Genomic DNA, 21,126 nt, shown 5'->3' with positions numbered 1-21,126 from the left:
GCTCCCGCTACTCGTTGTCCGTGCATGAACGCGTCGATCCGAACCGACACCCAAAAATTACGCCGCCTGACTTAAATTAGACAATGATCGAGGCGGTGACGTTCGTCCCACCAGGGCACCGCAGCCGCGACTCGGCCCACGGTCACGGCGAGAGGGGAACCACATTGGGACAGCACGGCGACCGGGTGCGCAATGCCCTGCTGGACGCGGCCGAGGAGCTGTACGCCACGGACGGCATCGACGCGGTCTCCAACCGGCGTATCGCCGAACACTCCGGCAACGCCAACCATTCAGCGGTGAGCTATCACTTCGGCGGCCGCGACGAACTGGTGCGGGCACTGCTCGATCGCCACACCGAGTACGCGCGGGCTCGGCGCGCCGAACTGGTCGCCGAACTCGGCGACGACGCCCCGATCACCGGCCTGCTGGCCTGCCTGATCCTGCCGTTCACCGATCTGCTGGCCGCGCGTCCCGCCCCCAGCTGGCGGGCACGGTTTCTGCAGCAACTACGCACGGTGCCGTCCGTGGCCGCCTCGGTCGCCGAGTCCGTCACGGCAGATCCGCTCACCGACCACCTGATCCACCGGATCCGGGCGCACTTCTCCGCGGTCCCCGAACCGATCTTCAACGGAAGATCCTGGATGCTCGGACGCACGGTGATCGACGCGTGCGCGGAGTACGAATCCCGGGTCCAGGTGGAACCCACCCCAGCGGACTGGACGGGCCTCGGCTACTTCCTCATCGACGCCTGCGCGGGCATGCTCGGCGCCCCGGTCACCCACCCCGGTGACTTCCTCGGGGAGTCGAAGGTGACGTACCTGTTGTAGCAGCGTCGCCTCAGGCGAGCAGCTTCTTCTGCACCTTGCCCATCGCGTTGCGCGGCAGGCCGTCGACGATGCGGACCTCGCGGGGCCGCTTGTGCACCGACAGCTGTCCCGCCACGTGCGCGATGAGGGCCTCCTCGTCGAGGCCCTCCCCCACGACGTACGCGACGATCCGCTGCCCCAGGTCGGCGTCCGACAGTCCCACCACCGCGGCCTCCTTCACGCCCGGATACCCGAGGAGCGAGGTCTCGACCTCGCCGGCGCCGATGCGGTAGCCGCCGGACTTGATCAGGTCGGTGGATTCGCGGCCGACGATGCGGTGGAAGCCGCCCTCGTCGATCACCGCCACGTCACCGGTCTTGAACCACCCGTCCTCGGTCCACGACTCGGCGGTCGCGTCGGGGCGATCGAGATAACCGTCGAACAGCATCGGCCCGCGCACCTGCAGGCCGCCGATGCTCTCGCCGTCGTGCGGGACGTCGCCGCCCTGCTCGTCGCGCAGCCGGGTCTCGACGCCGCGCACCGGGGTGCCCACCCAACCGGGCCGGCGTTCGCCGTCGACGCGGGTACTGAGGGTGAGCATGCTCTCGCTCATGCCGTACCGCTCGACCGGGGCGATGCCGGTCAGCTCCTGCAGCCGCTCGAACACCGGCACCGGCAGTGCCGCGCTGCCCGACACCAGGAGCCGGGCGCCGCTCAGCGCGCGGGCCGACTCCTCGTCCTCGACCACGCGCGACCACACGGTCGGCACCCCGAAGAACAACGACCCGCCCGCCTTCGCCGCCTCCGCGTACGCCTGCGGCGTCGGCTTGACGGTGTGGATCAGCCGACTGCCGATGCGTAGCGGGCCGAGCACACCCAGAATCAGTCCGTGCACGTGGAACAGCGGAAGGCCGTGCACCAAAATGTCTTTCGATGTCCAGCCCCATACCTCGGCGAGGGCATCGACGCCCGCGGCAATCGCGCGGCGGCTCAGCAGCACACCCTTCGGCGGGCCCGTCGTGCCGGACGTGTAGAGCACGAAAGCGGTGGACGAGGGGTGCGGTTCGGGATGCGAGTGCCAGTCACGGGCGTGCACCCGGACCGGCACTACCGGCAGGTCGCTCCCCTCGGATGCCTGCCCCAGCCACGCCTGCGCCCCGGAGTCGGACAGGATGTGCGCCAACTCGTCCGGGCCCGAATCCGGTGGCACCGGGACGACGGTGACGCCGGCGAGCAGGCAGCCGACGATCGCGACCACCGTCGAGGCCGACGGCGTGGCCAGCACAGCGACCCGCTGGGCGCCGGTGATGCGCTTGGCCAGCGCTCCGGCAGCACCGAGGATGTCCGTGCGCGAGAGTGTGGCGTCGCCGACCCGGACGGCGTCGGGCATGTCGTCGCCGCGGGCGACTGCGAGAGGATTCAGCGAACTGAGCAGCACGACGCCCACTGTCTCACATCGCGCGTCAGCCCCGGGTGAGCGTCGAGCGAAGGAAGAACGTCAGGTTCGACGGCCGCTCCGCGAGCCGGCGCATGAAGTAGCCGTACCACTGCCCGCCGTACGGCACGTAGACGCGCACGCGCCGTCCGGCGTCCACCAGGCGAGCCTGCTCCAGGTCCCGGATCCCGAACAGCATCTGGTGTTCGAAATCGTCCGGCCCCCTGCCCGTCTCGCGAACCAGGTCGTCCACCGACGCGATGATCGCCGGGTCGTGGGTCGCGACCATCGGGTAGCCGTCCCCGCGCATCAGGATCGCCAGACACCGCCCGTACGACGCGTCGACGTCCGCCCGGGACCGGAACGCCACCGACTCCGGTTCGCGGTACGCACCCTTGCACAGCCGGATCCGTGAGCCGGCCCCCGACAGGTCCCGGCAGTCGCCCTCCGTGCGTCGCAGGTACGCCTGCAGGACGGTCCCGAGCCACGGGAAGTCGGCCCGCAGCTCGCGCACGATCGCCAGTGTGGAGTCGGTTCGGGTGTGGTCCTCGGCGTCGACGGTGACCGCGGCCCCGTGCTCGCGCGCGGCCGCACAGATCGTCCGGGCGTGGTCGAGCGCGATCTTCTCCCCGTCCACCGGCAGGCCCTGTCCGAGCGCGGACAGTTTCACCGACACCTCGATCGGGCGCACGACGGCGTCCCGCGCCTGCGGCAGGCGGCCCAGTTCGGCCAGCAGCTCGAGGTACGTGACGACGGTGTCGCGCGCCTGGGCCGGGTCGAGCGTGTCCTCGCCGAGGTAGTCGATGCTCACCGCCCGTCCCACCGCCAGCAGCGTCGACGACGCCGCCATCGCGTCGGCGCGCGTCTCCCCCGCGACGAAACGTCGCACGATCGACTTCGTCACCGGCGCGCGCGTCACCGCGCTCTTGACCCGCGCCGACCGGGCGGCGGCGAGGATCGCCGGCCGCAGCGGATTCGACAGGACCGACGGTGTCATCGACCGGTCCCGGGTTCCATGTGCGGGTAGCGGTAGTCGGTCGGCGGAACGAAGGTCTCCTTGATCGTGCGGGCCGAGACCCACCGCAGCAGGTTCAGCGGCGAGCCGGCCTTGTCGTTGGTGCCCGACGCGCGCGCACCCCCGAACGGCTGCTGACCCACCACCGCCCCGGTCGGTTTGTCGTTGACGTAGAAGTTCCCGGCCGTGTATCGCAATGCGGCCGAGGCCTGTTCGATCGCGGCCCGATCGTCGGCGACGACGGCGCCGGTCAACGCGTAGGCCGACGACGTGTCCACCGCGGTCAGCACGTCTGCGAACGCGTTCGGCGCCGAGTCGTCGTACACGTGTACAGAAAGGATCGGGCCGAAGTACTCCTTGGACAGCGCCTCGTCGCGCGGATCGTCCACCAGCAGCACGGTGGGCCGGACGAAGTAGCCGACGCCGTCGTCGTACTTGCCGCCCACCGCGATCTCGACTCCGGCCGCGCCCCGCGCCCGCTCGATCGCCGCGACGTTCTTGTCGTAGGCGCGCCGGTCGATCACCGCGCCGCCGAAGTTCTCCAGATCGCTGACGTCGCCGTAGGTGAGTGCGTCCACCTCGGCCAGGAACTGGTCCTTCATCCGCGACCACAGCGACCGCGGGATGTAGGCGCGCGACGCCGCCGAACACTTCTGCCCCTGGTACTCGTACGCGCCGCGGATCAGCGCCGTCGACAACACCGCGGGATCGGCGGACGGATGCGCCACCACGAAGTCCTTGCCGCCGGTCTCGCCCACCAGTCGGGGATAGCTGCGGTACCGGTCGATGTTCGCGCCGACCTCGCGCCACAGACGGTGGAAGGTGGCGGTGGATCCGGTGAAGTGGATGCCGGCCAGTCGCGGATCGCTCAGTGCCACATCCGACACCGCGAGGCCGTCACCGGTGAGCAGGTTGATCACCCCGGGCGGCAGTCCGGCGGCCTCGAGCAGGCGCATCGTCCAGTACGCGGCCAGGGTCTGGGTGGGCGACGGCTTCCAGATCACGGTGTTACCCATCAGCGCCGGCGCGGTCGGCAGATTGCCGGCGATCGCGCTGAAGTTGAACGGCGTGATCGCGTACACGAACCCCTCGAGCGGCCGGTACTCGAGCCGATTCCACACCCCGGGCGACGAGACCGGCTGATCGGCGAGAATCGCCCGGGCGAAGTGGACGTTGAACCGCCAGAAGTCGACCAACTCGCACGGGGCATCGATCTCGGCCTGCTGCACCGACTTGGACTGACCCAGCATCGTCGCGGCGGCCAGCGTCTCGCGCCACGGACCGGACAGCAGGTCCGCCGCCCGCAGCAGCACCGCGGCCCGCTCGTCGAACGGCAGGTCCCGCCAGGCCGGCGCGGCCGCGGTCGCGGCGTCGATCGCCGCGCGGGCGTCGTCGTAGGTGGCGTTGGTGATCGTGCCGAGGATCGAGGAATGCCGATGCGGCTGAACCACTTCCATCGGCTCACCGCTGCCAGGTCGGTGCTTGCCACCGATCACGTGCGGGATCTCGATCGCGGCGGACATGTGATCCGCCAGCGACTTCCTCAGACGATCGCGTTCGGGGCTCCGCGGCGCGTAGGAGTGGACCGGTTCGTTGTGCGGCGCCGGTACCTGCGTGACGGCATCCATGCTGCCCTCCTGCCCTCGAGCTGGGTGACTGCAACCAAGCTCAGGCTACGCCCGACACTGCCTCCGGCGCCCCGCAACAAGTGCGCGAAGCGTCGGAACCTGCGCCCCACTTTCCGCGACAAGTGCGCAAAACGCGAGAACGCGGGCCCCACGCGCGCGAGAAGTGCGCAAAACGTGAGGACCCGGGTGCCCGGTGTGGTCAGGACAGACGCGCTGCCGCCGCGGCGATCCGCTCGTCGGACGCGGTGAGGGCGATCCGCACGTGCTTCTGCCCGCGCGGGCCGTAGAAGTCTCCCGGCGCGACGAGGATGCCGCGCTCGGCGAACCAGTCGACGGTGTCCCGGCAGTCCTCACCGCGGGTGGCCCACAGGTACAGCCCGGCCTCCGAGTCGTCGACCGTGAAACCTGCTCCACGGACTGCGGCGAGCAGGACGTCGCGACGACGCCGGTACCGCTCACGCTGCTCGGCCTCCTGCTCGTCGTCGGCGAGCGCAGCGGCCATCGCGGCCTGTATCGGCGTCGGCATCATCATGCCCGCATGCTTGCGGACCTCGAGCAGTTCGGCGATCAGCGCCGGGTCGCCCGCGAGGAAGCCGGCCCGGTAGCTGGCGAGGTTCGACGTCTTCGACAGCGACTGGATCGCGATCAGGCCCGTGTGGTCGCCGTCGCACACCCGCGGGTCGAGGATCGAGACCGCGTCGGCGTCCCACGTCAGACCCAGGTAGCACTCGTCGGACGCGACGATCGCTCCCCGCTCGCGCGCGAACGCGACGACCTTGCGCAGGTGTTCGACCCCGAGCACCTTGCCGGTGGGATTCGACGGCGAGTTGACGAAGATGAGTGCCGGATTCTCCGGGCCCAGCTGCGCGGTCCCGTCGGCCCGCAGCACCCGCGCACCGGCGAGCAGCGCGCCCACCTCGTACGTCGGGTAGGCAACCTCGGGGATCACCACGAGGTCGCCGGCCCCGAGACCGAGCAGGCGCGGCAGCCACGCGATGGCTTCCTTGGTGCCGATCACCGGCAGGATCGCCGCCGGATCCACCCCGGTCATCCCGTAGCGGCGGGCCACCGACGCGGCCGTGGCCTCGCGCAGCGCATCGGTGCCGTGCGTGGTCGGGTAGCCGGGCTCGGCCGCCACCGACGACAATGCGGCCTGGATGGCCGGAGCCACCGGATCGACCGGGGTTCCCACGGACAGGTTCACAATGCCGTCGGGATGCGACTGCGCCTTCTCCTTCGCGGACACGAGGGAATCCCACGGGAAATCGGGCAGGGACTTGGCTACCGGGTTACGGGGCAACGCTCTTCCTCGACCTATTCCTCGCCCATGGGGGGCAGCGCCTTGATCAGCGGCGGGTCGAAGTCGACCTTGCCGAGCTTCGCGGCACCGCCCGGCGAACCGAGATCGTCGAAGAAGTCGACGTTCGCGCTCACGTATCCGGTCCACTGATCCGGCACGTCGTCCTCGTAGAAGATGGCCTCGACGGGGCACACCGGCTCACACGCACCGCAGTCCACACACTCGTCCGGATGGATGTAGAGCATGCGACCACCCTCGTAGATGCAGTCGACCGGGCACTCCTCGATACATGCCTTGTCCAGCACATCGACGCACGGTTCGGCAATCGTGTAGGTCACTGCTGCTCTCCCTGCCTTTCTGACCCGGGCGCCGAGGCGCCTCGACGACCCGGCTGGTCGGGTCCTCGACCCGACGAACTTCCGGAGTGTCCAGTATGAATCTCCCCGACCGCAACAGTCAGGTAAGGGTCGCCTCAGCGAACCGCGCGGGCGGCGGGCCGACCCGCGTCGATCCGGTCCCGCACCTCGCTCGCGACCTCCGCGAGCGCGCCGCATTCACCCAGGTATTCGGCGAGCGCACCCACCACCGGGAGCCGACCGAGGACGCGGTACGGCCCACTGCCGCGCGGCCGCCGCTCGATCTCGGACAGCAGCCCGCGAACCGTGTGTGCCGTACGCCACATCGATCCGACCACCGCGAACGGTCGCCATCCCGCAATGTGGTCACGCTCGGCATCCTCGTGGCGGGAGGAACACTCGAGGATCGGCCGGGCATCGAGCTCGCGTCGGCACAGCACCGCCGCGAGCAGATCCACCTGCCGTGCCCGGTCCTCGACGCCGTACTCGCGCGCCACCGCCACCAACACCAGCGCCTGGTTCGCGAAGCCGAGCAGGTCCTGGATCGGCAGCCGGCCGACCAGCGCACCGAGAACGCTGGGGAACGCGACCGCGACGGTGTTGAGCGCACCGAGCCGCGTCACCCACCAGTCGGCCCGGTCCGCCGCGCTCGACCGTTCCCAGGCCGCGGTGCCGGGCACCGTCAGCTCGTCCAGCACCCACGCCGCGGCGTCGAGCACCTTCTCGGCCAGGGCCCGGTCGGCCGCGCTCGGCGGCTCGAACGTGCGGGCCTTGATGCCGAGCGGATCGAGGTGCAGCACGTCGAGCATGGGGCTGATGCCCCACGCCGCCTGGTCGAGCAGGACCGCCACGGTCCGGTCGCTCGGGCGGCTGTCGTCGCTCATCGCGGCACTCAGATCAACGGAAGGGCCGGCGCGTGCTCGCGCAACGCGTAGCCCGTGGTCCGCTCGCGGGCGGGACGTCCGATCCCCTCGGCGATGGCCCGCAGCTCCTCGACGGTCTTCTCCGATCCGTGCTGCGAACCGGCCATCCGGGAGATGGTCTCCTCCATCAACGTGCCACCGAGATCGTTCGCACCGCCCTGCAGCATCGCCTGCGTGCCGGCGATACCCAGCTTCACCCAGCTGGTCTGGATGTTGGGGATCCGCCCGTGCAGCATGATCCGCGACAGCGCGTGCGCGGCCCGGTTGTCCCGCTGCGTCGGGCCCGGCCGGGACGCGCCCGCGAGGTACAGAGGCGCGCTCTGGTGCACGAACGGCAGCAGCACGAACTCGGTGAATCCGCCTGTCCTGTCCTGGATTCCACGGATCACGTTCAGGTGCCCCACCCAATGCTTGGGGCTGTCGACGTGGCCGTACATCATCGTCGAACTCGATCGCAGGCCCACCTCGTGGGCGGTGGTGATCACGTCGATCCACGCCGACGTCGGCAGCTTGCCCTTGGTGAGCACCCAGCGGACCTCGTCGTCGAGGATCTCGGCGGCCGTGCCGGGAATCGTGTCCAGTCCGGCCGCGCGCAGTTCGGTGAGCCAGTCCCGGATGCTCTGCCCACCACGGGAAGCGCCGTTGACGATCTCCATCGGGCTGAAGGCGTGGACGTGCATCGACGGCACCCGGCGCTTGACCGCCCGCACCAGATCGGCGTACCCGGTGACCGGCAGTTCGGGGTCGATGCCGCCCTGCATGCACACCTCGGTCGCACCGGCGACGTGCGCCTCCCATGCCCGGTCGGCCACTTCCTCGGCCGACAGCGTGAACGCGTCCGCGTCACCCTTGCGCTGCGCGAACGCGCAGAACCGGCAGCCGGTGTAGCAGATGTTGGTGAAGTTGATGTTCCGGTTCACGACGTACGTGACGTTGTCGCCGACGGCCTCCCTGCGCAGCGCGTCCGCGAGCGCGACGACGGCCTCGAGCCCGTCACCGTCCGCCGTCGCCAGCGCGAGGTACTCGTCGTCGCTGAGGCCGGCGGGATCGCGCTCGGCGCTGCGTAGCGCCGACAGAACGTCGGTGTCCACCCGGGTCGGCGCGGCGCGGCCCAGTTCCAGCACCTGCTCCCGGACCGTCTCCCAGTCGCCGAACGCGCTGCCCAGATCGGAGCGGGTCTCGGTGTTGCGGCCCTGCGTGTCGATCTCGGTGTTGAGGTCGACACGACCGGTCGACACCCATTCCTCGTCCGGTTCCTGCCACGGCAACCCGGCCGGCTTCACGCCCTCCCGCGCGAGACCCGTCTCGGGGTCCGCCAGCGCCCGCACGTGTGCGCCGATCCGCGGGTCGATCCACGGGTGTCCGGCCAGCACGTACTGCGGCTGCGCGGCGGTCCGCTCGGTGAGCGTGAACCCGGCCTGCGCCGTGATCTCGGCAAGGGTGTCCAGGTTGGGCCACGGCCGCTCCGGGTTGACGTGGTCCGGGGTGAGCGGCGAGACGCCGCCCCAGTCGTCGACGCCGGCGCCGATCAGCGCGAGGCACTCGGCGTGCGAGACGAGGTTGGGCGGCGACTGGATCCGCATACCCGGGCCCAGCAGCAGCCGGGTCACCGCGATGGTCGCCAGGAATTCCTCGAGGTTCGCGTCGGGCGCATCCCGCATCGCGGTATCCGGCTTGGCGAGGAAGTTCTGCACGATCACTTCCTGCACGTGACCGAAAGCCTTGTGCACCTTTCGGATCGCCATGATGGAGTCGGCACGCTCGGCCGGCGTCTCGCCGATGCCGACGAGAATCCCGGTCGTGAACGGTATCGAGAGTCGGCCCGCCTCGGTCAGTGTGCGCAGACGGACGTCGGGGTCCTTGTCGGGGCTGCCGTAGTGGCACTCGCCCTTGTCGGTGAACAGACGCTTCGAGGTGGTCTCGAGCATCATCCCCATCGACGGCGCCACCGGCTTGAGCCGGGACATCTCCTCCCAGCTCATCACGCCGGGGTTGAGGTGCGGCAGCAGACCGGTCTCCTCGAGCACCCGGATCGACATCGCGCGCACGTAGTCCAGTGTGGAATCGTAGCCCCGCTCGTCGAGCCACTGCTCGGCCTCGGGCCACCGGTCCTCCGGGCGATCCCCGAGCGTGAACAGGGCTTCCTTGCAGCCCATCTCGGCGCCCTGCCGCGCGATCTCGAGCACCTCGTCCGGTTCCAGGTACACGCTGTGACCCTCGGCCCGCAGCTTGCCCGGGACCGTCACGAACGTGCAGTAGTGGCACTTGTCGCGGCACAGGCGGGTGAGGGGGATGAAGACCTTCCGCGAATACGTCACGGTCCCCTGACGGCCCGCCGCGACCAGTCCCGCGTCACGCACCTTCGCCGCCGACGCGCACAGGTCCTCGAGGTCCGTGCCACGCGCGTGCAGCACGGTGGTCGCCTCGTCGACGTTGAGGGTGGACCCGTCCCGGGCGCGACGCAGTACCCGCCGCATCGCACTCGCGGAGGGCGCTTCGGTCTTCACCGGGGGCCGCGGTACCGACGGAATCGGCAGGATCATGGACCGGTCGGTGTCATCGCCTGAGTGGGTCACCCGTCGATCATGCGTCACCCGCCCCGGTACCTGCCACCGCGGGTCCCGGTCGATCCGCTCAGCCGCGGGGATAGTCCTCGTCGACGGGGACGCTGCGGCGCTGCTCGGCCGCGTCCGCCTCGTTCACTTCCAGCGGCGGCTCGATCCGGTCCGAATCCTCGCGTTCGTCGTCGCCTTCGGCCGGGGTCATCTGCTCCACCAGATCGGCTTCGGGCACGTCCGTCGGGCGGACGACGTCCTCGGCCTCCTCGGAGCCCTCGGCGTCCCGGGTGTTGTCGGTTCCGGATCGTTCCATGACGACCACCTTCCGTCTCGGCAGACACTCGCGGCCACCTCCACCATAGGACGCGGGACGTCGACTCGGGCAGGATGAGATCGTGAGCTTCCCTCCCGACCCCGCACCGTTCGAGCGAACGGTGACGATGGCCGAACCGAAGTGGCGCCCCAGCGTCCGCGCCCCGCGACTGTGGGCGACGACGGCCACCCTGATCTGGCTGCCGGTGTTCGTCGCGCAGGTCGTGTGGGCGGTCGTCGACGGACGCTGGACCACGTGGCCGCACGTGCTGGTCTTCGCGCTCACCGCGGTCGTCGCGGTCGTCGACATCGTGGTCGTGCCGCGGTGGCGCTACCGCGTGCACCGCTGGGAGATCAGCGACGACGCCGTCTACACACGCACCGGTTGGTTCAACCAGGAGCGCCGGATCGCACCCATCACCCGCATCCAGACCGTCGACACCGAACGCGGACCGCTGGACCGATTCTTCGGCCTCGCGACGGTCACCGTCACCACGGCGTCGTCGGCCGGCGCCGTGAAGATCACCGCACTCGACCTCGACGTCGCCGACCGCACCGTCGAACACCTCACCGAGATCGCCGCCCGCAACGCCGGGGATGCGACGTGAGCGTGCCCCTCGAACAGTCCGGTGACGCCGCCCTGGCCGCCGAGGAGGAACAGCCGTGGCTGCGCCTCGACAAGCGGATGCTGCTCGTCCACCCGGTCAACGAGGTCCTCAAACTGCTCCCCGTGATCGCGGTGTCGTGGATCGTCGGCAGCCGGAACGGCAACCACTACTGGGGGCTGGTCGCCGTCGCCGTCCTCGTCGTCTACGGCGTGCTCCGCTGGTTCACCACCACCTACCGCATCGGTCCGGTCCACGTGCAGCTGCGGCACGGCGTCTTCGAGAAGAAGGTCCTGTCGGTGCCGCGCACCCGCATCCGCTCCGTCGACGTCGAGGCCGGGGTGCTGCACCGGCTCCTCGGGCTGGCGGTGCTCCGGATCGGCACCGGCCAGCAGGCGCAGCGCGGCGAGAGCAGGTTCGAACTCAATGCGCTCGACGCCACCCTCGTCCCGGACCTGCGCGCGGCGCTGCTCGCCGGACACCGGGAGCTCCGGCCCGAGGCGGGCACCGATGCTGCCTCGGACACCGCACCGCCCGGGAGGCCGGGCGTCGAGATCGGGCACTGGTCGCCGTCATGGGTGCGGTACGCGCCGTTCTCGGTGACCGGGCTGATCGCGATCGGCGCGCTGGTCGGCATCGTGTTCCAGTACGGGCTGGCCGACCGGATCGCCCGCTCCCCCGCCCTCGCGGACGGATTCGATTCCGCCGAACAGGCCGGCGCACTGGGCCTCGCCGTACTCGGCCTGGCCGGGCTGGTGATCCTGTTTGTCGCCGCGAGCGTCCTCGCGTGCGGGCGCTATCTGGTGGTGTACGGCCGCATGAGCGTCACCGACAACGGCCGCACGCTGCACGTCAGTCACGGACTGTTGCGCACCCGGCAGACCACCCTGGACCGGGCCCGGCTCCGCGGCACGACGCTCAAGGAGCCGCTGCTGCTTCGCGTCGCCGGCGGGGCGTCCCTCGACGCGATCATGACCGGTGTCAGCGCCGAACACCGTGAGTCGTCACTGCTGCTGCCGCAGAGCCCGCGGGCGGACGCGACGCGGGTGATGGCGACCGTTCTCGGCGACGACCGGCAGGCGGACGTCGCGCTGCTCCCGCACGGACCGGCCGCGCATCGGCGCCGCTACACCCGCGCGCTGTGGCCGGCCGCCCTCACCGCGCTGATCGCCGCCGGATTCGTCGTCGCGGGCCGTCACGTGCCGTGGCCCGCGTGGGCGGGCGTCGTCGTGCTCGCGCTGGCAGGCGCGGGACTCGCGTGGGACCGCTACCGCGGACTCGGGCACGCGGTGCTGCCCGGCTGGCTGATCACCCGCAGCGGATCGCTGGACCGCCGCCGCGACAGCATCGAGGCCGCCGGCATCATCGGCTGGACGGTGCGCCAGACGTTCTTCCAGCGCCGCGCCGGCGTCGCCACCGTGATCGCGGCGACACCCGCGGGCACCGGCAAGTACGTCGTCCACGACCTCCCGGTCGAGCAGGCGTGGGCGCTGGTCGACGCCGTCACGCCCGGTGCGGGCGGGATCTGGCGAAGGCCTTCCTAGCGGATCGAGCTGCCGTGCTTCGTCATCGGCGTGACCTCGATCGTCATGTACGGGAACAGCGGCAAGCTCCACAGGAGCTCGTGGAGTTCGTCGGCCGAGTCCACGTCGAAGATGCTGATGTTGCTGTACTGCCCGACGATTCGCCAGAGATGCGCCCACTTGCCCTGACGCTGGAGATCCTGTGAATACGCCTTCTCCCGCGCGATCGTCTCGTCGCGCACCCCGGGATCCAGATCGCGGGGAATGTCGACGTCCATCCGGACGTGGAACAGTGCCATGAAGTTCTCCTCGTTCTCCGTGCTCTCCGTGCGTGTGATCAGTCGCGGGCGAGGTGCCTGACGACGTCCATGTCCAGTTCGACGCCGAGCCCGGGTCCGGATGGCAGGTGGACCTGGCCGGCGGAGTAGTCGAGTGGTGTCTGCAGCAGTTCGACGGCGAACAGCTGAGGGCCGAACAGTTCGGTTCCGAAGTTGATACCCGGTTCGGCGCAGGCGAAGTGGATCGACGCGGCGGTGCCGATGGGCCCCTCGATGGACGTGGCGCCGTGGCAACGGATGCCGGCCGCCTTCGCGACCGCGACCACCTCCTTGCTGCGTTGCAGCCCACCGCATTTCGTTGTCTTGAGGGCGATGACGTCGGCGGCACCGGCGCGGGCGATCTCGAGGGCGTCGTGCGGCGTGTGCACCGATTCGTCGGCCATGACCGGTGCGGCGACGAGGTGGTTGAGCTCGGCGAGCACCTCGATCTGCTCGGCGGGGGTGGGTTGCTCGACGAGTTCGACGCCGCCGTCGACGAGTTCGGGCACGAAACGCAACGCGGTGAACCGATCCCATCGCGCGTTGACGTCGATGCTCACGCCCGCCTTGCCGCTGAGCGACTGTGCGATCGAGACCACCCGCTCCGTATCGACGGCCGGGTCCAGCGCACCCATCTTGAGCTTGAAGGAGAAGTTCAGGCGCGCCTCCATCCTGTGCGCGACCTCCTCGAGGATCTCCTCGACCGGAGCGGCTCCGAGAGCCCAGCGGACGTCGACGCCGGTCCGGAACGCGCCACCGAGCAGCGTGTGCACCCCCACGCCGAGGTGCCGGGCGTACGCGTCGTGCAGCGCGACGTCGACGGCAGCCTTCGCGAACCGGGCATTGGCGACGATCTTCTCGAGATCCACCATGATGCCGGTGATCTCGTCGACACCACGCCCGATGATGTACGGCGCGATGTAACGGTCGACAATCACCTTCATCGTCTCTACGGATTCACCACCCCACCAGGGCCCACCGGGCACCACGCCCTCACCGTGGCCGGTGACGCCGCCGGCAGTGGTGATCGCGACCAGCAGAATCGACTGCTTCTCCGCGGTGGTGGTGGCGAACTTGTGCGGACGCACCAGTGGCACGTCGATGATGGTCGTCTCGACGGAGACGATTGCGAGATCAGGGTCGGGCATCGAACAGCTCTCAATCGGATCGGGAAGCACCGAATGCCGGCGCCCCAGTGGGACACCGGCATTCGCTTCGACTCAGGCCTGGGGGTCGAGGGCGAAGTTGTAGGTCACGTAGTTCTTGCCGTCGTCCCCGGCCTTCGGATCGAGGATCAGTTCCGGCTTGGTCGCGGTCGCGACGTCGTTCTCGAGCCACTGACCGCCCGCGAAGTACAGCTGGGTCGTGATGGTCTCCTTGCCGGGGGCCTTCACCATCAGGTGCAGGTGGGCCGGACGCCACGGGTGACCGCCGTAGGACTCGATGAACCAGCCCGTCGGCCCGTCGTGCGGGATCTGGTACGGCGCGGGCTGCAGCGTGGTGATCTCGTAACGGCCCTCGCCATCACAGACGATGGTGCCGCGCAGGTTCCACTCGGGCAGGTTCGGCGCGAACTGCGAGTAGAAGCCGTCCTCGTCGGCGTGCCAGAGTTCGACGGTGGCGCCGGCGAGACCGTTGCCCGCCAGATCCGTGACCTGGCCGGAGAACACCAACGGGGTTGCCTCGGCGTCCTTGTCGGTCATCGGCATCGTGCACGTGGACGGCAGCTGCGGCGCATCGGCGACGTAGTACGGGCCCTCGATGCTGCCCTTGGTGCCGGCGAGTCCGTTGCGGCTGTAGTTGACGTCCTCGATCTCGTGTTCGACGAACACGTCCAGCCACAGCGGCACCTCGCCGTACTCGCCGACGTCGATGATCCACTGCTTGACCACCCGGTACTCGTCGTAGGTGACACCGTGCTTGTGGATGATCTCCCCGAACGCCGCGAGCACGTCGCGGTAGATCGCGGCCGCCCGCTCCTTCGACGTGTCCGCCGACACGCGCTCGGACTTGAACTTGTCGGTGGCGGCATTACCCGATGCGTGCGCGGTCGCCGTTTCGGTGCTGGTCATGGGTCCTCCTCGTCGAGGCTCGAACAGTGACGGTCGAGAAAGTTGTGGCGGCGGTGAACGCGGGGCAGGCGCGTCCCCCACCGAAGTTGTACGCTGTGCGTACATGCACGTCGCAATGCGTACACACCATACTGTGCGTCGAGTCACAGCCGTTGTCAACACCCGACCTCGAAGTCACACCGAACCCGCAGCCAGGAGCATCAGATGCCGAACGAAGACCGGGATTTCATCCAGAGCATCGAACGGGGCTTCGCCGTCCTGCTCGCATTCGACGAGCAGGACCCCACCCCGTCGCTGGCCGAACTCGCCGCCAAGACCGACCTGTCCCGCCCGGCGGTACGCCGCATCCTGCTCACCCTGCAGAAGCTCGGCTATGTCGCCGCGAACGGGACCCGGTGGTCGCTCACTCCCCGCGTGCTCAGCATCGGCCAGCACTACTCCGCGTCCCACGCACTCGTCGAGTCCGCGATGCCGCGGCTCGTCCAACTGTCCGAGCGCACAGGCGAATCCGCCTCGCTGGGTGTACTCGACGGGGGCGACGTGGTGTACGCCGCCCGCGTGCCCGTGCGCCGGATCATGAGCATCAACGTCTCGGTCGGCACCCGCGTGCCTGCCTACGCGACGTCGATGGGGCGTGCACTGCTCGCCTGGGCGCCGGACGAGACCGTCGACCGGGTGATCGCCACAACCCGATTCGACAAGCTGGCGCCGGCAACCCTCGGAACGCCCGACGAATTGCGCGCAGAGCTGGCCAGGGTCCGCGACCAGGGCTACGCGCTGACCGCAGCCGAACTCGAGGAGGGCCTGATCTCGATCGCCGCCCCCGTGCGGGACGCGGCGGGAACCGTCGTCGCCGTCACCGCGTGCTCCACCTCCTCCGGACGACACACCCCCGAACAGTTCCGCGACGCGGCCGCACAGCACGTCGTCGCCGCCGCGGACGCGCTCAGCGCCGACCTCGGCCACCGCGGATGACCCGATACGAGAACATCAGGAACGCAACGTCTCCGAGGGCGCGTACCCGTACTTGCGTCGATAGGCCGCCGCAAACCGTCCGGTGTGGGTAATACCCCAGCGCAGGGCGACGTCGGTCACCGACGTGACCGACGGATCCCCGGTCACCAGGTCGTCGTGGATGCGTGAGAGCCGGACGTCTAGCAGGTAGTCCCGCGGGCACATGCCCAGGTACTCCCGGAATCCCTCCTGCAACCGGCGCACACTCACACCCGCGGCCTCGGCCATGTCGCTCGCAGTCCAGGCGAGGGACGGGTCGTCGTCGATCCGGTCGAGGACCCGCTTGACGATCCGCGGCCGCGGGGCCGCGGCCGCGTCGTCGGGCATCGCCGCCAGTACGAACGCGCCCGTGATGGCCCCCGACAACTGCTCCGCGACGACCGGGGTCTGCCACAGCCCCTCGCCGCCCCGGGCCTGCTGGACGATCGAGCGCAACAACGCCATCCAGGTCTGCCCGGCCTCCGTCGACAGGTCCACCTGATCGGGCAGTCGGCGGTCGGGACGGCCGAGGACACGCCCCAGCTCGCGGTGCAGGTAGTCCCGGTCCACCTTGACACCGACGATCTCGCAGTCGGCGGTCCACCGGGTGATCACGGCCGGGGTGTCCGGCCGGAACACGGACGCCTTCCCGACACCCGATATCACGTCACCGCCGGCGGTCACGGATTCGATCCGACCCGACAGCGGGATGTTCACCGCATACCCGCCGGGATGCTCCGTGTCGACGGAAACCTCGGCTCCCCAACCGATCCGCGCCAGACGGAGCGGCCCGATCTGCATCGCCCGCACGTTCAGATGCGGCTCCGATCCGGCCGACAGCGGCATCAGGTCGTGCGGGAAGTACGCATTCGAGACCACGTTCTCCGCCTCGTCCCAATCCCCCGGATCGGCGGCCACGTTCATCGCCATACCCTCGCACCCTTCCCATCCCGTCCAGTTCGGGACTTCGGCCCCAGTGTGATCGGGAACACCTCCTCTGGCAATAACGGGTGGTCGAACCCGTCGCGCAATCCGGATAGTGAGGCCGCTCAGCGGATCGCCTACCGCGATCCGATCGACCTATGGTCTCCGTCACAGCCAACGACCACCAGCAAGGAGCCCCGACATGGATTCGCGTCGACTGCGAAACATATTCGGACAGTTCGCAAGTGGGGTCACCGTCATCACTTGCACCCGGCAGGACGGTACGCCCCACGGCGCAACGGTGACGGCCTTCACCGCAGTCTCGATCGAACCGCGATTGTGCCAGGTAACCCTGACCCGCACGTCCAAAGCCTGCGCGTTCCTGTCCGGCGCACCGTTCGCGGTCAACATCCTCGCCGCGGACCAGACCGACGTCGCGCTTCACTTCGCCGGTCGCCCGCAGTCCCCCGAACCGGTGTGGGCCCAGGGGCCCACCGCGCCCGTGCTGGCCGGCAGCGCCGCCACCCTGTCGTGCGTTCCGTGGCGCGAGTACGACGGCGGCGACCACGTGATCTTCATCGGCGAGATCGTCGATGCCCAGTTCCGTGACACCGATCCGTTGCTCTTCTACCGCAGCACATTCCACGATCTCGGAGCACCGAGCGGGAGTGCCGCCTGGAACGGATCGATGGACGATCCGCACCGCGGATGGTTCGACTCCGAGACCACTTTCACACCCCTGCACCTGTCCGGTGCAACCAATTGACCCCATCCCCGATGCAGGAGAAACGATGACCACCACCGAGCCCCGCCCCACCGACACGGACGTCGACCGTTCGCAGGTCAATGTCGCGGCCGACTCCGACGCGAACCGGACCACGAACTTCGCATCCCGCCCCATGACCGGCGACGAGTACATCGAGTCGATCAAGGACGGCCGCGAAATCTACCTGCACGGCGAGAAGGTCAAGGAGTTCTGGAACCACCCGGCCTTCCGCAACTCGATCCGGATGACGGCACGCCTGTACGACGCGCTGCACACCGGTGAGCACGTCGACACGCTCACCTGCCCCACCGACACCGGCAACGGCGGCATCACCATGCCGTTCTTCAAGACCCCCACCAGTTCCGACGATCTGCTCCGCGAACGCGACGCGATCGCCACCTGGGCCCGCATGACCTACGGCTGGATGGGCCGCTCCCCCGACTACAAGGCCAGCTTCCTCGGCACTCTCAACGCCAACAGCGAGCTCTACGCGCCGTTCCAGGACAACGCCAAGCGCTGGTACCACGAGTCGCAGGAGAAGGTCCTGTACTGGAACCACGCGATCATCAACCCGCCGGTCGACCGTCAGCTGCCTCCGGACCAGGTCGGTGACGTGTTCATGAAGGTCGAGAAGGAGACCGACGCCGGTCTGATCGTCTCCGGCGCGAAGGTCGTCGCCACCGGATCGGCGATCACCAACTACAACTTCATCGCGCACTACGGGCTGCCGATCAAGAAGAAGGAATACGCGCTGATCTGCACGGTGCCGATGGACGCGCCGGGTATCAAACTGATCTCGCGCGCGTCGTACTCGCAGAACGCCGCCGTCGTCGGCTCCCCGTTCGACTACCCGCTCTCGTCCCGGATGGACGAGAACGACGCCATCTTCATCTTCGACAAGGTGCTGGTGCCCTGGGAGAACGTCTTCATGTACGGCGACGTGGAGAAGATCAACGCCTTCTTCCCCCAGTCCGGCTTCCTGCCGCGGTTCACCTTCCAGGGTTGCACCCGGCTGGCGGTCAAGCTCGACTTCATCGCCGGACTGCTGATGAAGGCCCTCGACGCCACCGGCGCCGGCGGCTTCCGCGGCGTCCAGACCCGCGTCGGTGAGGTGATCGGCTGGCGCAACCTGTTCTGGTCGCTGAGCGAATCGATGGCGCGTGACCCGGAACAGTGGATCGGCGACACCGTCATCCCGAAGCTCGAGTACGGGCTCACCTACCGGATGTTCATGATCCAGGGTTACCCGCGGATCAAGGAGATCATCGAACAGGACGTCGCCTCCGGCCTGATCTATCTGCCGTCGTCGGCGGCGGACTTCAAGAACCCCGACGTCCGTCCGTACCTCGACAAGTACGTCCGCGGCAGCGACGGGATCACGGCCGTCGACCGGGTCAAGGTCATGAAGGCACTGTGGGACTCGATCGGATCCGAGTTCGGCGGACGGCACGAACTCTACGAGCGCAACTACTCCGGCAACCACGAGAACGTCAAGGCCGAACTGCTGTTCGCGGCGGAGAATCGCGGGGGTGTCTCCGCGATGAAGGGTCTGGCCGAGCAGTTCATGAGCGAGTACGACCTGGACGGCTGGACCGTTCCGGATCTGATCGGGAACGACGACGTGACCGCGTTCTACAAGAAATAGCCGCGCTCGGGGTCGTGCACGGGCAGGAATTCCCACCCGCGCACGGCCTCACCGAGCGGCCGTGCCCGCCGACGGTCCGGACGGCATCAGCCCTGCTGGGCCCGGGCCACGATCGAGTCGAGCTGGACGCGGAACAGGTAGACCCCGGCCGGCAGCACCGCCGCGACGAACAGCAGCAGCGTGCGCCAGTCCTCGAACACCAGCACGTCGCCGCCCGGTCCGCCGATCACGCACAGGCCGAACCCGAACAGCCAGCCGAAGATCGGCAGCGCGGCGAGGATCGGCCGCTCCGTGAACTTGCGCGCACCGAGCACCAGCAGCAGGTTGACCACGGCCGCGACGAGGATGCTCACCGGGAACGGTGTCGTCCCGAGGTAGGCGGGCAGGAACAGCACCGAGAGCACCGCGCACAGGAACCCGTCGAACGTGAGCAACGCCAGTGTCGTGCGGGCTTCGGCGGTGGACACGGGCGGCTCGACGGGGTGGCTCTCGACGGTCATGTCACCGATCGTGGTCTATTCGCGACGGCGCCGCCACGGCGGGGTCCGGGTCACGGGACCGGCGGGTAGCCGAGCATCGTGAGCAGCTCGCTCTGCTGATGCACGAACGCGTGCAACGACCCGATGTAGAGGTCGTGGAAGTACGGGGCCATCGGCCGCAGACTGTCCACGAACGCCGTGATCGCATTCTGGAGTTCCCAGTTGTACATCCGCCGCACCCTCCCGTTCGACAGCTGCATGCGCCGACGAACGGACCCCCACGAACGTGGCGTAGATCACAGCATACGGCGAGTGGGGCGGCGACGAGCCCGGGTAGGTTCACCAGGTCCGACCGCTCGACGGTCACGGAGATCCCGTGGCGTGGTGTATCCGGTGCCGGGGCGTCGCAGCACGTTCGCGACACCACCGACCGAGCGATGGGGTCCCGACTGCGGGAGCGACAGCCCTACCGCACTTCTACCGCAGCGGTATTCCCGTCGAAGTTCGAGGAGAACTGGCGTGACGGCACCGTCGGGGCCTGGATGCGCCGACACCGTCCGGACATCCCACTCGGCTGGACCGCCCTCAGGACCCGAGTCCGGCGCACAGGTCCGTCTCACGCCCACGCTCGTCGACGGGACCGGACTGTCCACGGACCAGCACGAAGTGTTCCTCGGACAGGACCGGTTGCGCGACATCGTTCGACAACGCGAACTCCGTGCCGGACGGCGCCACCGTCACCTGGGTGCGGTGCGCGCGGAGACCCGCGAGCTTCGCCGCCATCACCGGCGCGACGTCCACCACCGCGGTGACCGTCGAGTCCGGCACGCGTGGCAGCTCGCCCGGCTCGGGCAACCGCCAGCCCTCGGGCACGGCATCGATCGCGGCGATCCCCGCTTCGAGCGCGGACTCCTCGGTCACCGTCCAGTAGAACTTCGCGACCTCCCACGGCCCGCCCGCCTCGGGGAAGGCGTCGGTGCCCGCGGCCTCCACCGCGGCGGTCGTGAGGTGATGCGCCCGAACGTGATCCGGATGCCCGTACCCGCCGACCGGGTCGTACGTGACCACGACCTGCGGACGCAGTTCGCGGATGACCGCGACCAGTTCCCCGACCGCCTCGTCCTGATCGGCGTTGACGAATGCGCGCGGGTTCGCCGCCGACGGCGTCCCGGCCATGCCCGAATCGCGCCACCGCCCGGCGCCGCCGAGGAATCGCGGCTCGGAGGCGCCGAGGGCCTCGAGTGCGCGGGTCAGTTCCAGGATCCGGAAGCCCCCCAGCTGATCGGAGCGGTCGGCCACCAGACCGGCCCACCGGTCACCGATAACCTCCCCCTCCTCGCCGAGGGTGCACGTCAGCACCGTCACCTCGGCCCCGTCCGCCGCGTAGCGCGCGATGGTGCCGCCCGTGGTCAGGGTCTCGTCATCGGGATGCGCATGGACGAACAGGATGCGCCGACCGTTCACAACCA

Annotated in this window: 21 protein-coding genes; 6 read left to right on the top strand and 15 right to left on the bottom strand. The window is 69.2% G+C overall.

The window, feature by feature from the left end; genetic code table 11:
- Positions 1-83 precede the first annotated feature (83 nt).
- Positions 84-827, top strand: a complete 744-nt coding sequence (locus HUN07_RS08615; protein ID WP_254622854.1) for a TetR/AcrR family transcriptional regulator — start codon at positions 84-86, stop codon at positions 825-827.
- 10 nt (positions 828-837) lie between these two features.
- On the opposite strand, the gene HUN07_RS08610 is transcribed toward HUN07_RS08615, so the two are convergent.
- The 8 genes from HUN07_RS08610 to HUN07_RS08575 form a co-directional block, all read right to left on the bottom strand.
- Positions 838-2,244 carry an acyl-CoA synthetase gene (locus HUN07_RS08610; protein ID WP_174909111.1) on the bottom strand — a complete coding sequence of 469 codons (1,407 nt, stop codon included), beginning with the start codon at positions 2,242-2,244 and terminating at the stop codon, positions 838-840.
- Between the two features lie 25 nt (positions 2,245-2,269).
- Positions 2,270-3,238: a proline dehydrogenase family protein gene (locus tag HUN07_RS08605; RefSeq protein WP_174909109.1), complete on the bottom strand. Its 969-nt coding sequence runs from the start codon at positions 3,236-3,238 to the stop codon at positions 2,270-2,272.
- Positions 3,235-4,884, bottom strand: a complete 1,650-nt coding sequence (gene pruA, locus HUN07_RS08600) for an L-glutamate gamma-semialdehyde dehydrogenase (RefSeq protein ID WP_174909107.1) — start codon at positions 4,882-4,884, stop codon at positions 3,235-3,237. Before pruA ends, HUN07_RS08605 begins: the two co-directional genes overlap by 4 nt.
- A 199-nt stretch (positions 4,885-5,083) precedes the next feature.
- Positions 5,084-6,184, bottom strand: a complete 1,101-nt coding sequence (dapC, locus tag HUN07_RS08595) for a succinyldiaminopimelate transaminase (protein WP_114718431.1) — start codon at positions 6,182-6,184, stop codon at positions 5,084-5,086.
- A gap of 14 nt (positions 6,185-6,198) precedes the next feature.
- Entirely contained in the window at positions 6,199-6,522 is a 324-nt protein-coding gene (gene fdxA, locus HUN07_RS08590; protein ID WP_114718430.1) for a ferredoxin, read from the bottom strand.
- A gap of 134 nt (positions 6,523-6,656) precedes the next feature.
- Positions 6,657-7,424: a hypothetical protein gene (locus HUN07_RS08585; protein WP_174909105.1), complete on the bottom strand. Its 768-nt coding sequence runs from the start codon at positions 7,422-7,424 to the stop codon at positions 6,657-6,659.
- An 8-nt stretch (positions 7,425-7,432) separates the two neighbouring features.
- A complete protein-coding gene (locus tag HUN07_RS08580; protein ID WP_174914549.1) occupies positions 7,433-10,006 on the bottom strand; it encodes a bifunctional FO biosynthesis protein CofGH in 2,574 nt (857 codons plus the stop codon).
- 91 nt (positions 10,007-10,097) lie between these two features.
- Positions 10,098-10,334 carry a hypothetical protein gene (locus tag HUN07_RS08575; protein ID WP_174907152.1) on the bottom strand — a complete coding sequence of 79 codons (237 nt, stop codon included), beginning with the start codon at positions 10,332-10,334 and terminating at the stop codon, positions 10,098-10,100.
- Positions 10,335-10,461: 127 nt separating this feature from the next.
- Here HUN07_RS08575 and HUN07_RS08570 point away from each other — a divergent pair, with 127 nt between their 5' ends.
- Both HUN07_RS08570 and HUN07_RS08565 read left to right on the top strand, forming a co-directional pair.
- The gene (locus HUN07_RS08570; protein ID WP_174914546.1) at positions 10,462-10,941 is read left to right on the top strand and encodes a PH domain-containing protein; all 480 of its coding nucleotides are present in this window, start codon (positions 10,462-10,464) and stop codon (positions 10,939-10,941) included.
- Entirely contained in the window at positions 10,938-12,482 is a 1,545-nt protein-coding gene (locus HUN07_RS08565; RefSeq protein ID WP_441346803.1) for a PH domain-containing protein, read from the top strand. The genes HUN07_RS08570 and HUN07_RS08565 overlap by 4 nt, the downstream gene beginning before the upstream one ends.
- Here HUN07_RS08565 and catC read toward each other — a convergent pair.
- The 3 genes from catC to catA all read right to left on the bottom strand — a co-directional run bounded on the left by catC (position 12,479) and on the right by catA (position 14,850).
- A complete protein-coding gene (catC, locus tag HUN07_RS08560; RefSeq protein WP_114718425.1) occupies positions 12,479-12,760 on the bottom strand; it encodes a muconolactone Delta-isomerase in 282 nt (93 codons plus the stop codon). The genes HUN07_RS08565 and catC overlap by 4 nt on opposite strands.
- A 38-nt stretch (positions 12,761-12,798) precedes the next feature.
- Positions 12,799-13,926: a muconate/chloromuconate family cycloisomerase gene (locus HUN07_RS08555; RefSeq protein WP_174909104.1), complete on the bottom strand. Its 1,128-nt coding sequence runs from the start codon at positions 13,924-13,926 to the stop codon at positions 12,799-12,801.
- A gap of 72 nt (positions 13,927-13,998) precedes the next feature.
- Complete coding sequence (catA, locus tag HUN07_RS08550; protein WP_114718423.1) at positions 13,999-14,850, bottom strand: catechol 1,2-dioxygenase; 852 nt, start codon at positions 14,848-14,850, stop codon at positions 13,999-14,001.
- A gap of 204 nt (positions 14,851-15,054) precedes the next feature.
- Between catA and HUN07_RS08545 the strand changes: the two genes are divergently transcribed.
- Positions 15,055-15,825: an IclR family transcriptional regulator domain-containing protein gene (locus HUN07_RS08545; protein ID WP_114718422.1), complete on the top strand. Its 771-nt coding sequence runs from the start codon at positions 15,055-15,057 to the stop codon at positions 15,823-15,825.
- Positions 15,826-15,840: 15 nt separating this feature from the next.
- Here HUN07_RS08545 and HUN07_RS08540 read toward each other — a convergent pair whose 3' ends face one another.
- The gene (locus HUN07_RS08540; protein WP_114718571.1) at positions 15,841-16,767 is read right to left on the bottom strand and encodes an AraC family transcriptional regulator; all 927 of its coding nucleotides are present in this window, start codon (positions 16,765-16,767) and stop codon (positions 15,841-15,843) included.
- A gap of 202 nt (positions 16,768-16,969) precedes the next feature.
- Here HUN07_RS08540 and HUN07_RS08535 point away from each other — a divergent pair, with 202 nt between their 5' ends.
- Together HUN07_RS08535 and HUN07_RS08530 are read left to right on the top strand one after the other, a co-directional pair.
- Positions 16,970-17,533 (top strand): flavin reductase family protein, encoded by a 564-nt coding sequence (locus HUN07_RS08535; protein ID WP_114718421.1) that lies wholly within the window; start codon positions 16,970-16,972, stop codon positions 17,531-17,533.
- 25 nt (positions 17,534-17,558) lie between these two features.
- The gene (locus HUN07_RS08530) at positions 17,559-19,178 is read left to right on the top strand and encodes a 4-hydroxyphenylacetate 3-hydroxylase family protein (RefSeq protein ID WP_174909102.1); all 1,620 of its coding nucleotides are present in this window, start codon (positions 17,559-17,561) and stop codon (positions 19,176-19,178) included.
- An 86-nt stretch (positions 19,179-19,264) separates the two neighbouring features.
- Here the strand turns inward: HUN07_RS08530 and HUN07_RS08525 are convergent, their stop codons facing one another.
- The 3 genes from HUN07_RS08525 to mshB all read right to left on the bottom strand — a co-directional run bounded on the left by HUN07_RS08525 (position 19,265) and on the right by mshB (position 21,121).
- Positions 19,265-19,678, bottom strand: a complete 414-nt coding sequence (locus tag HUN07_RS08525; protein WP_174909100.1) for a hypothetical protein — start codon at positions 19,676-19,678, stop codon at positions 19,265-19,267.
- 50 nt (positions 19,679-19,728) lie between these two features.
- Entirely contained in the window at positions 19,729-19,917 is a 189-nt protein-coding gene (locus HUN07_RS08520) for a hypothetical protein (protein WP_147283446.1), read from the bottom strand.
- Positions 19,918-20,242: 325 nt separating this feature from the next.
- Positions 20,243-21,121, bottom strand: a complete 879-nt coding sequence (mshB, locus tag HUN07_RS08515) for an N-acetyl-1-D-myo-inositol-2-amino-2-deoxy-alpha-D-glucopyranoside deacetylase (RefSeq protein ID WP_254622853.1) — start codon at positions 21,119-21,121, stop codon at positions 20,243-20,245.
- Positions 21,122-21,126 lie beyond the last annotated feature (5 nt).

Source organism: Rhodococcus sp. W8901, from assembly GCF_013348805.1.
GTDB lineage: Bacteria > Actinomycetota > Actinomycetes > Mycobacteriales > Mycobacteriaceae > Prescottella.
This window is presented reverse-complemented; position numbering and strand designations above follow the sequence as displayed.

What these genes read in the sequence shown, in the direction of transcription:
- HUN07_RS08615 (WP_254622854.1), top strand. Translation starts at nt 84, where the DNA reads ATGATCGAGGCGGTGACGTTCGTCCCACCAGGGCACCGCAGCCGCGAC.
- HUN07_RS08605 (WP_174909109.1), bottom strand. Translation starts at nt 3,238, where the DNA reads ATGACACCGTCGGTCCTGTCGAATCCGCTGCGGCCGGCGATCCTCGCC.
- pruA (WP_174909107.1), bottom strand. Translation starts at nt 4,884, where the DNA reads ATGGATGCCGTCACGCAGGTACCGGCGCCGCACAACGAACCGGTCCAC.
- HUN07_RS08585 (WP_174909105.1), bottom strand. Translation starts at nt 7,424, where the DNA reads ATGAGCGACGACAGCCGCCCGAGCGACCGGACCGTGGCGGTCCTGCTC.
- HUN07_RS08580 (WP_174914549.1), bottom strand. Translation starts at nt 10,006, where the DNA reads ATGATCCTGCCGATTCCGTCGGTACCGCGGCCCCCGGTGAAGACCGAA.
- HUN07_RS08575 (WP_174907152.1), bottom strand. Translation starts at nt 10,334, where the DNA reads ATGGAACGATCCGGAACCGACAACACCCGGGACGCCGAGGGCTCCGAG.
- HUN07_RS08570 (WP_174914546.1), top strand. Translation starts at nt 10,462, where the DNA reads ATGGCCGAACCGAAGTGGCGCCCCAGCGTCCGCGCCCCGCGACTGTGG.
- catC (WP_114718425.1), bottom strand. Translation starts at nt 12,760, where the DNA reads ATGGCACTGTTCCACGTCCGGATGGACGTCGACATTCCCCGCGATCTG.
- HUN07_RS08555 (WP_174909104.1), bottom strand. Translation starts at nt 13,926, where the DNA reads ATGCCCGACCCTGATCTCGCAATCGTCTCCGTCGAGACGACCATCATC.
- catA (WP_114718423.1), bottom strand. Translation starts at nt 14,850, where the DNA reads ATGACCAGCACCGAAACGGCGACCGCGCACGCATCGGGTAATGCCGCC.
- HUN07_RS08545 (WP_114718422.1), top strand. Translation starts at nt 15,055, where the DNA reads ATGCCGAACGAAGACCGGGATTTCATCCAGAGCATCGAACGGGGCTTC.
- HUN07_RS08540 (WP_114718571.1), bottom strand. Translation starts at nt 16,767, where the DNA reads ATGAACGTGGCCGCCGATCCGGGGGATTGGGACGAGGCGGAGAACGTG.
- HUN07_RS08535 (WP_114718421.1), top strand. Translation starts at nt 16,970, where the DNA reads ATGGATTCGCGTCGACTGCGAAACATATTCGGACAGTTCGCAAGTGGG.
- HUN07_RS08530 (WP_174909102.1), top strand. Translation starts at nt 17,559, where the DNA reads ATGACCACCACCGAGCCCCGCCCCACCGACACGGACGTCGACCGTTCG.
- HUN07_RS08525 (WP_174909100.1), bottom strand. Translation starts at nt 19,678, where the DNA reads ATGACCGTCGAGAGCCACCCCGTCGAGCCGCCCGTGTCCACCGCCGAA.
- HUN07_RS08520 (WP_147283446.1), bottom strand. Translation starts at nt 19,917, where the DNA reads ATGCAGCTGTCGAACGGGAGGGTGCGGCGGATGTACAACTGGGAACTC.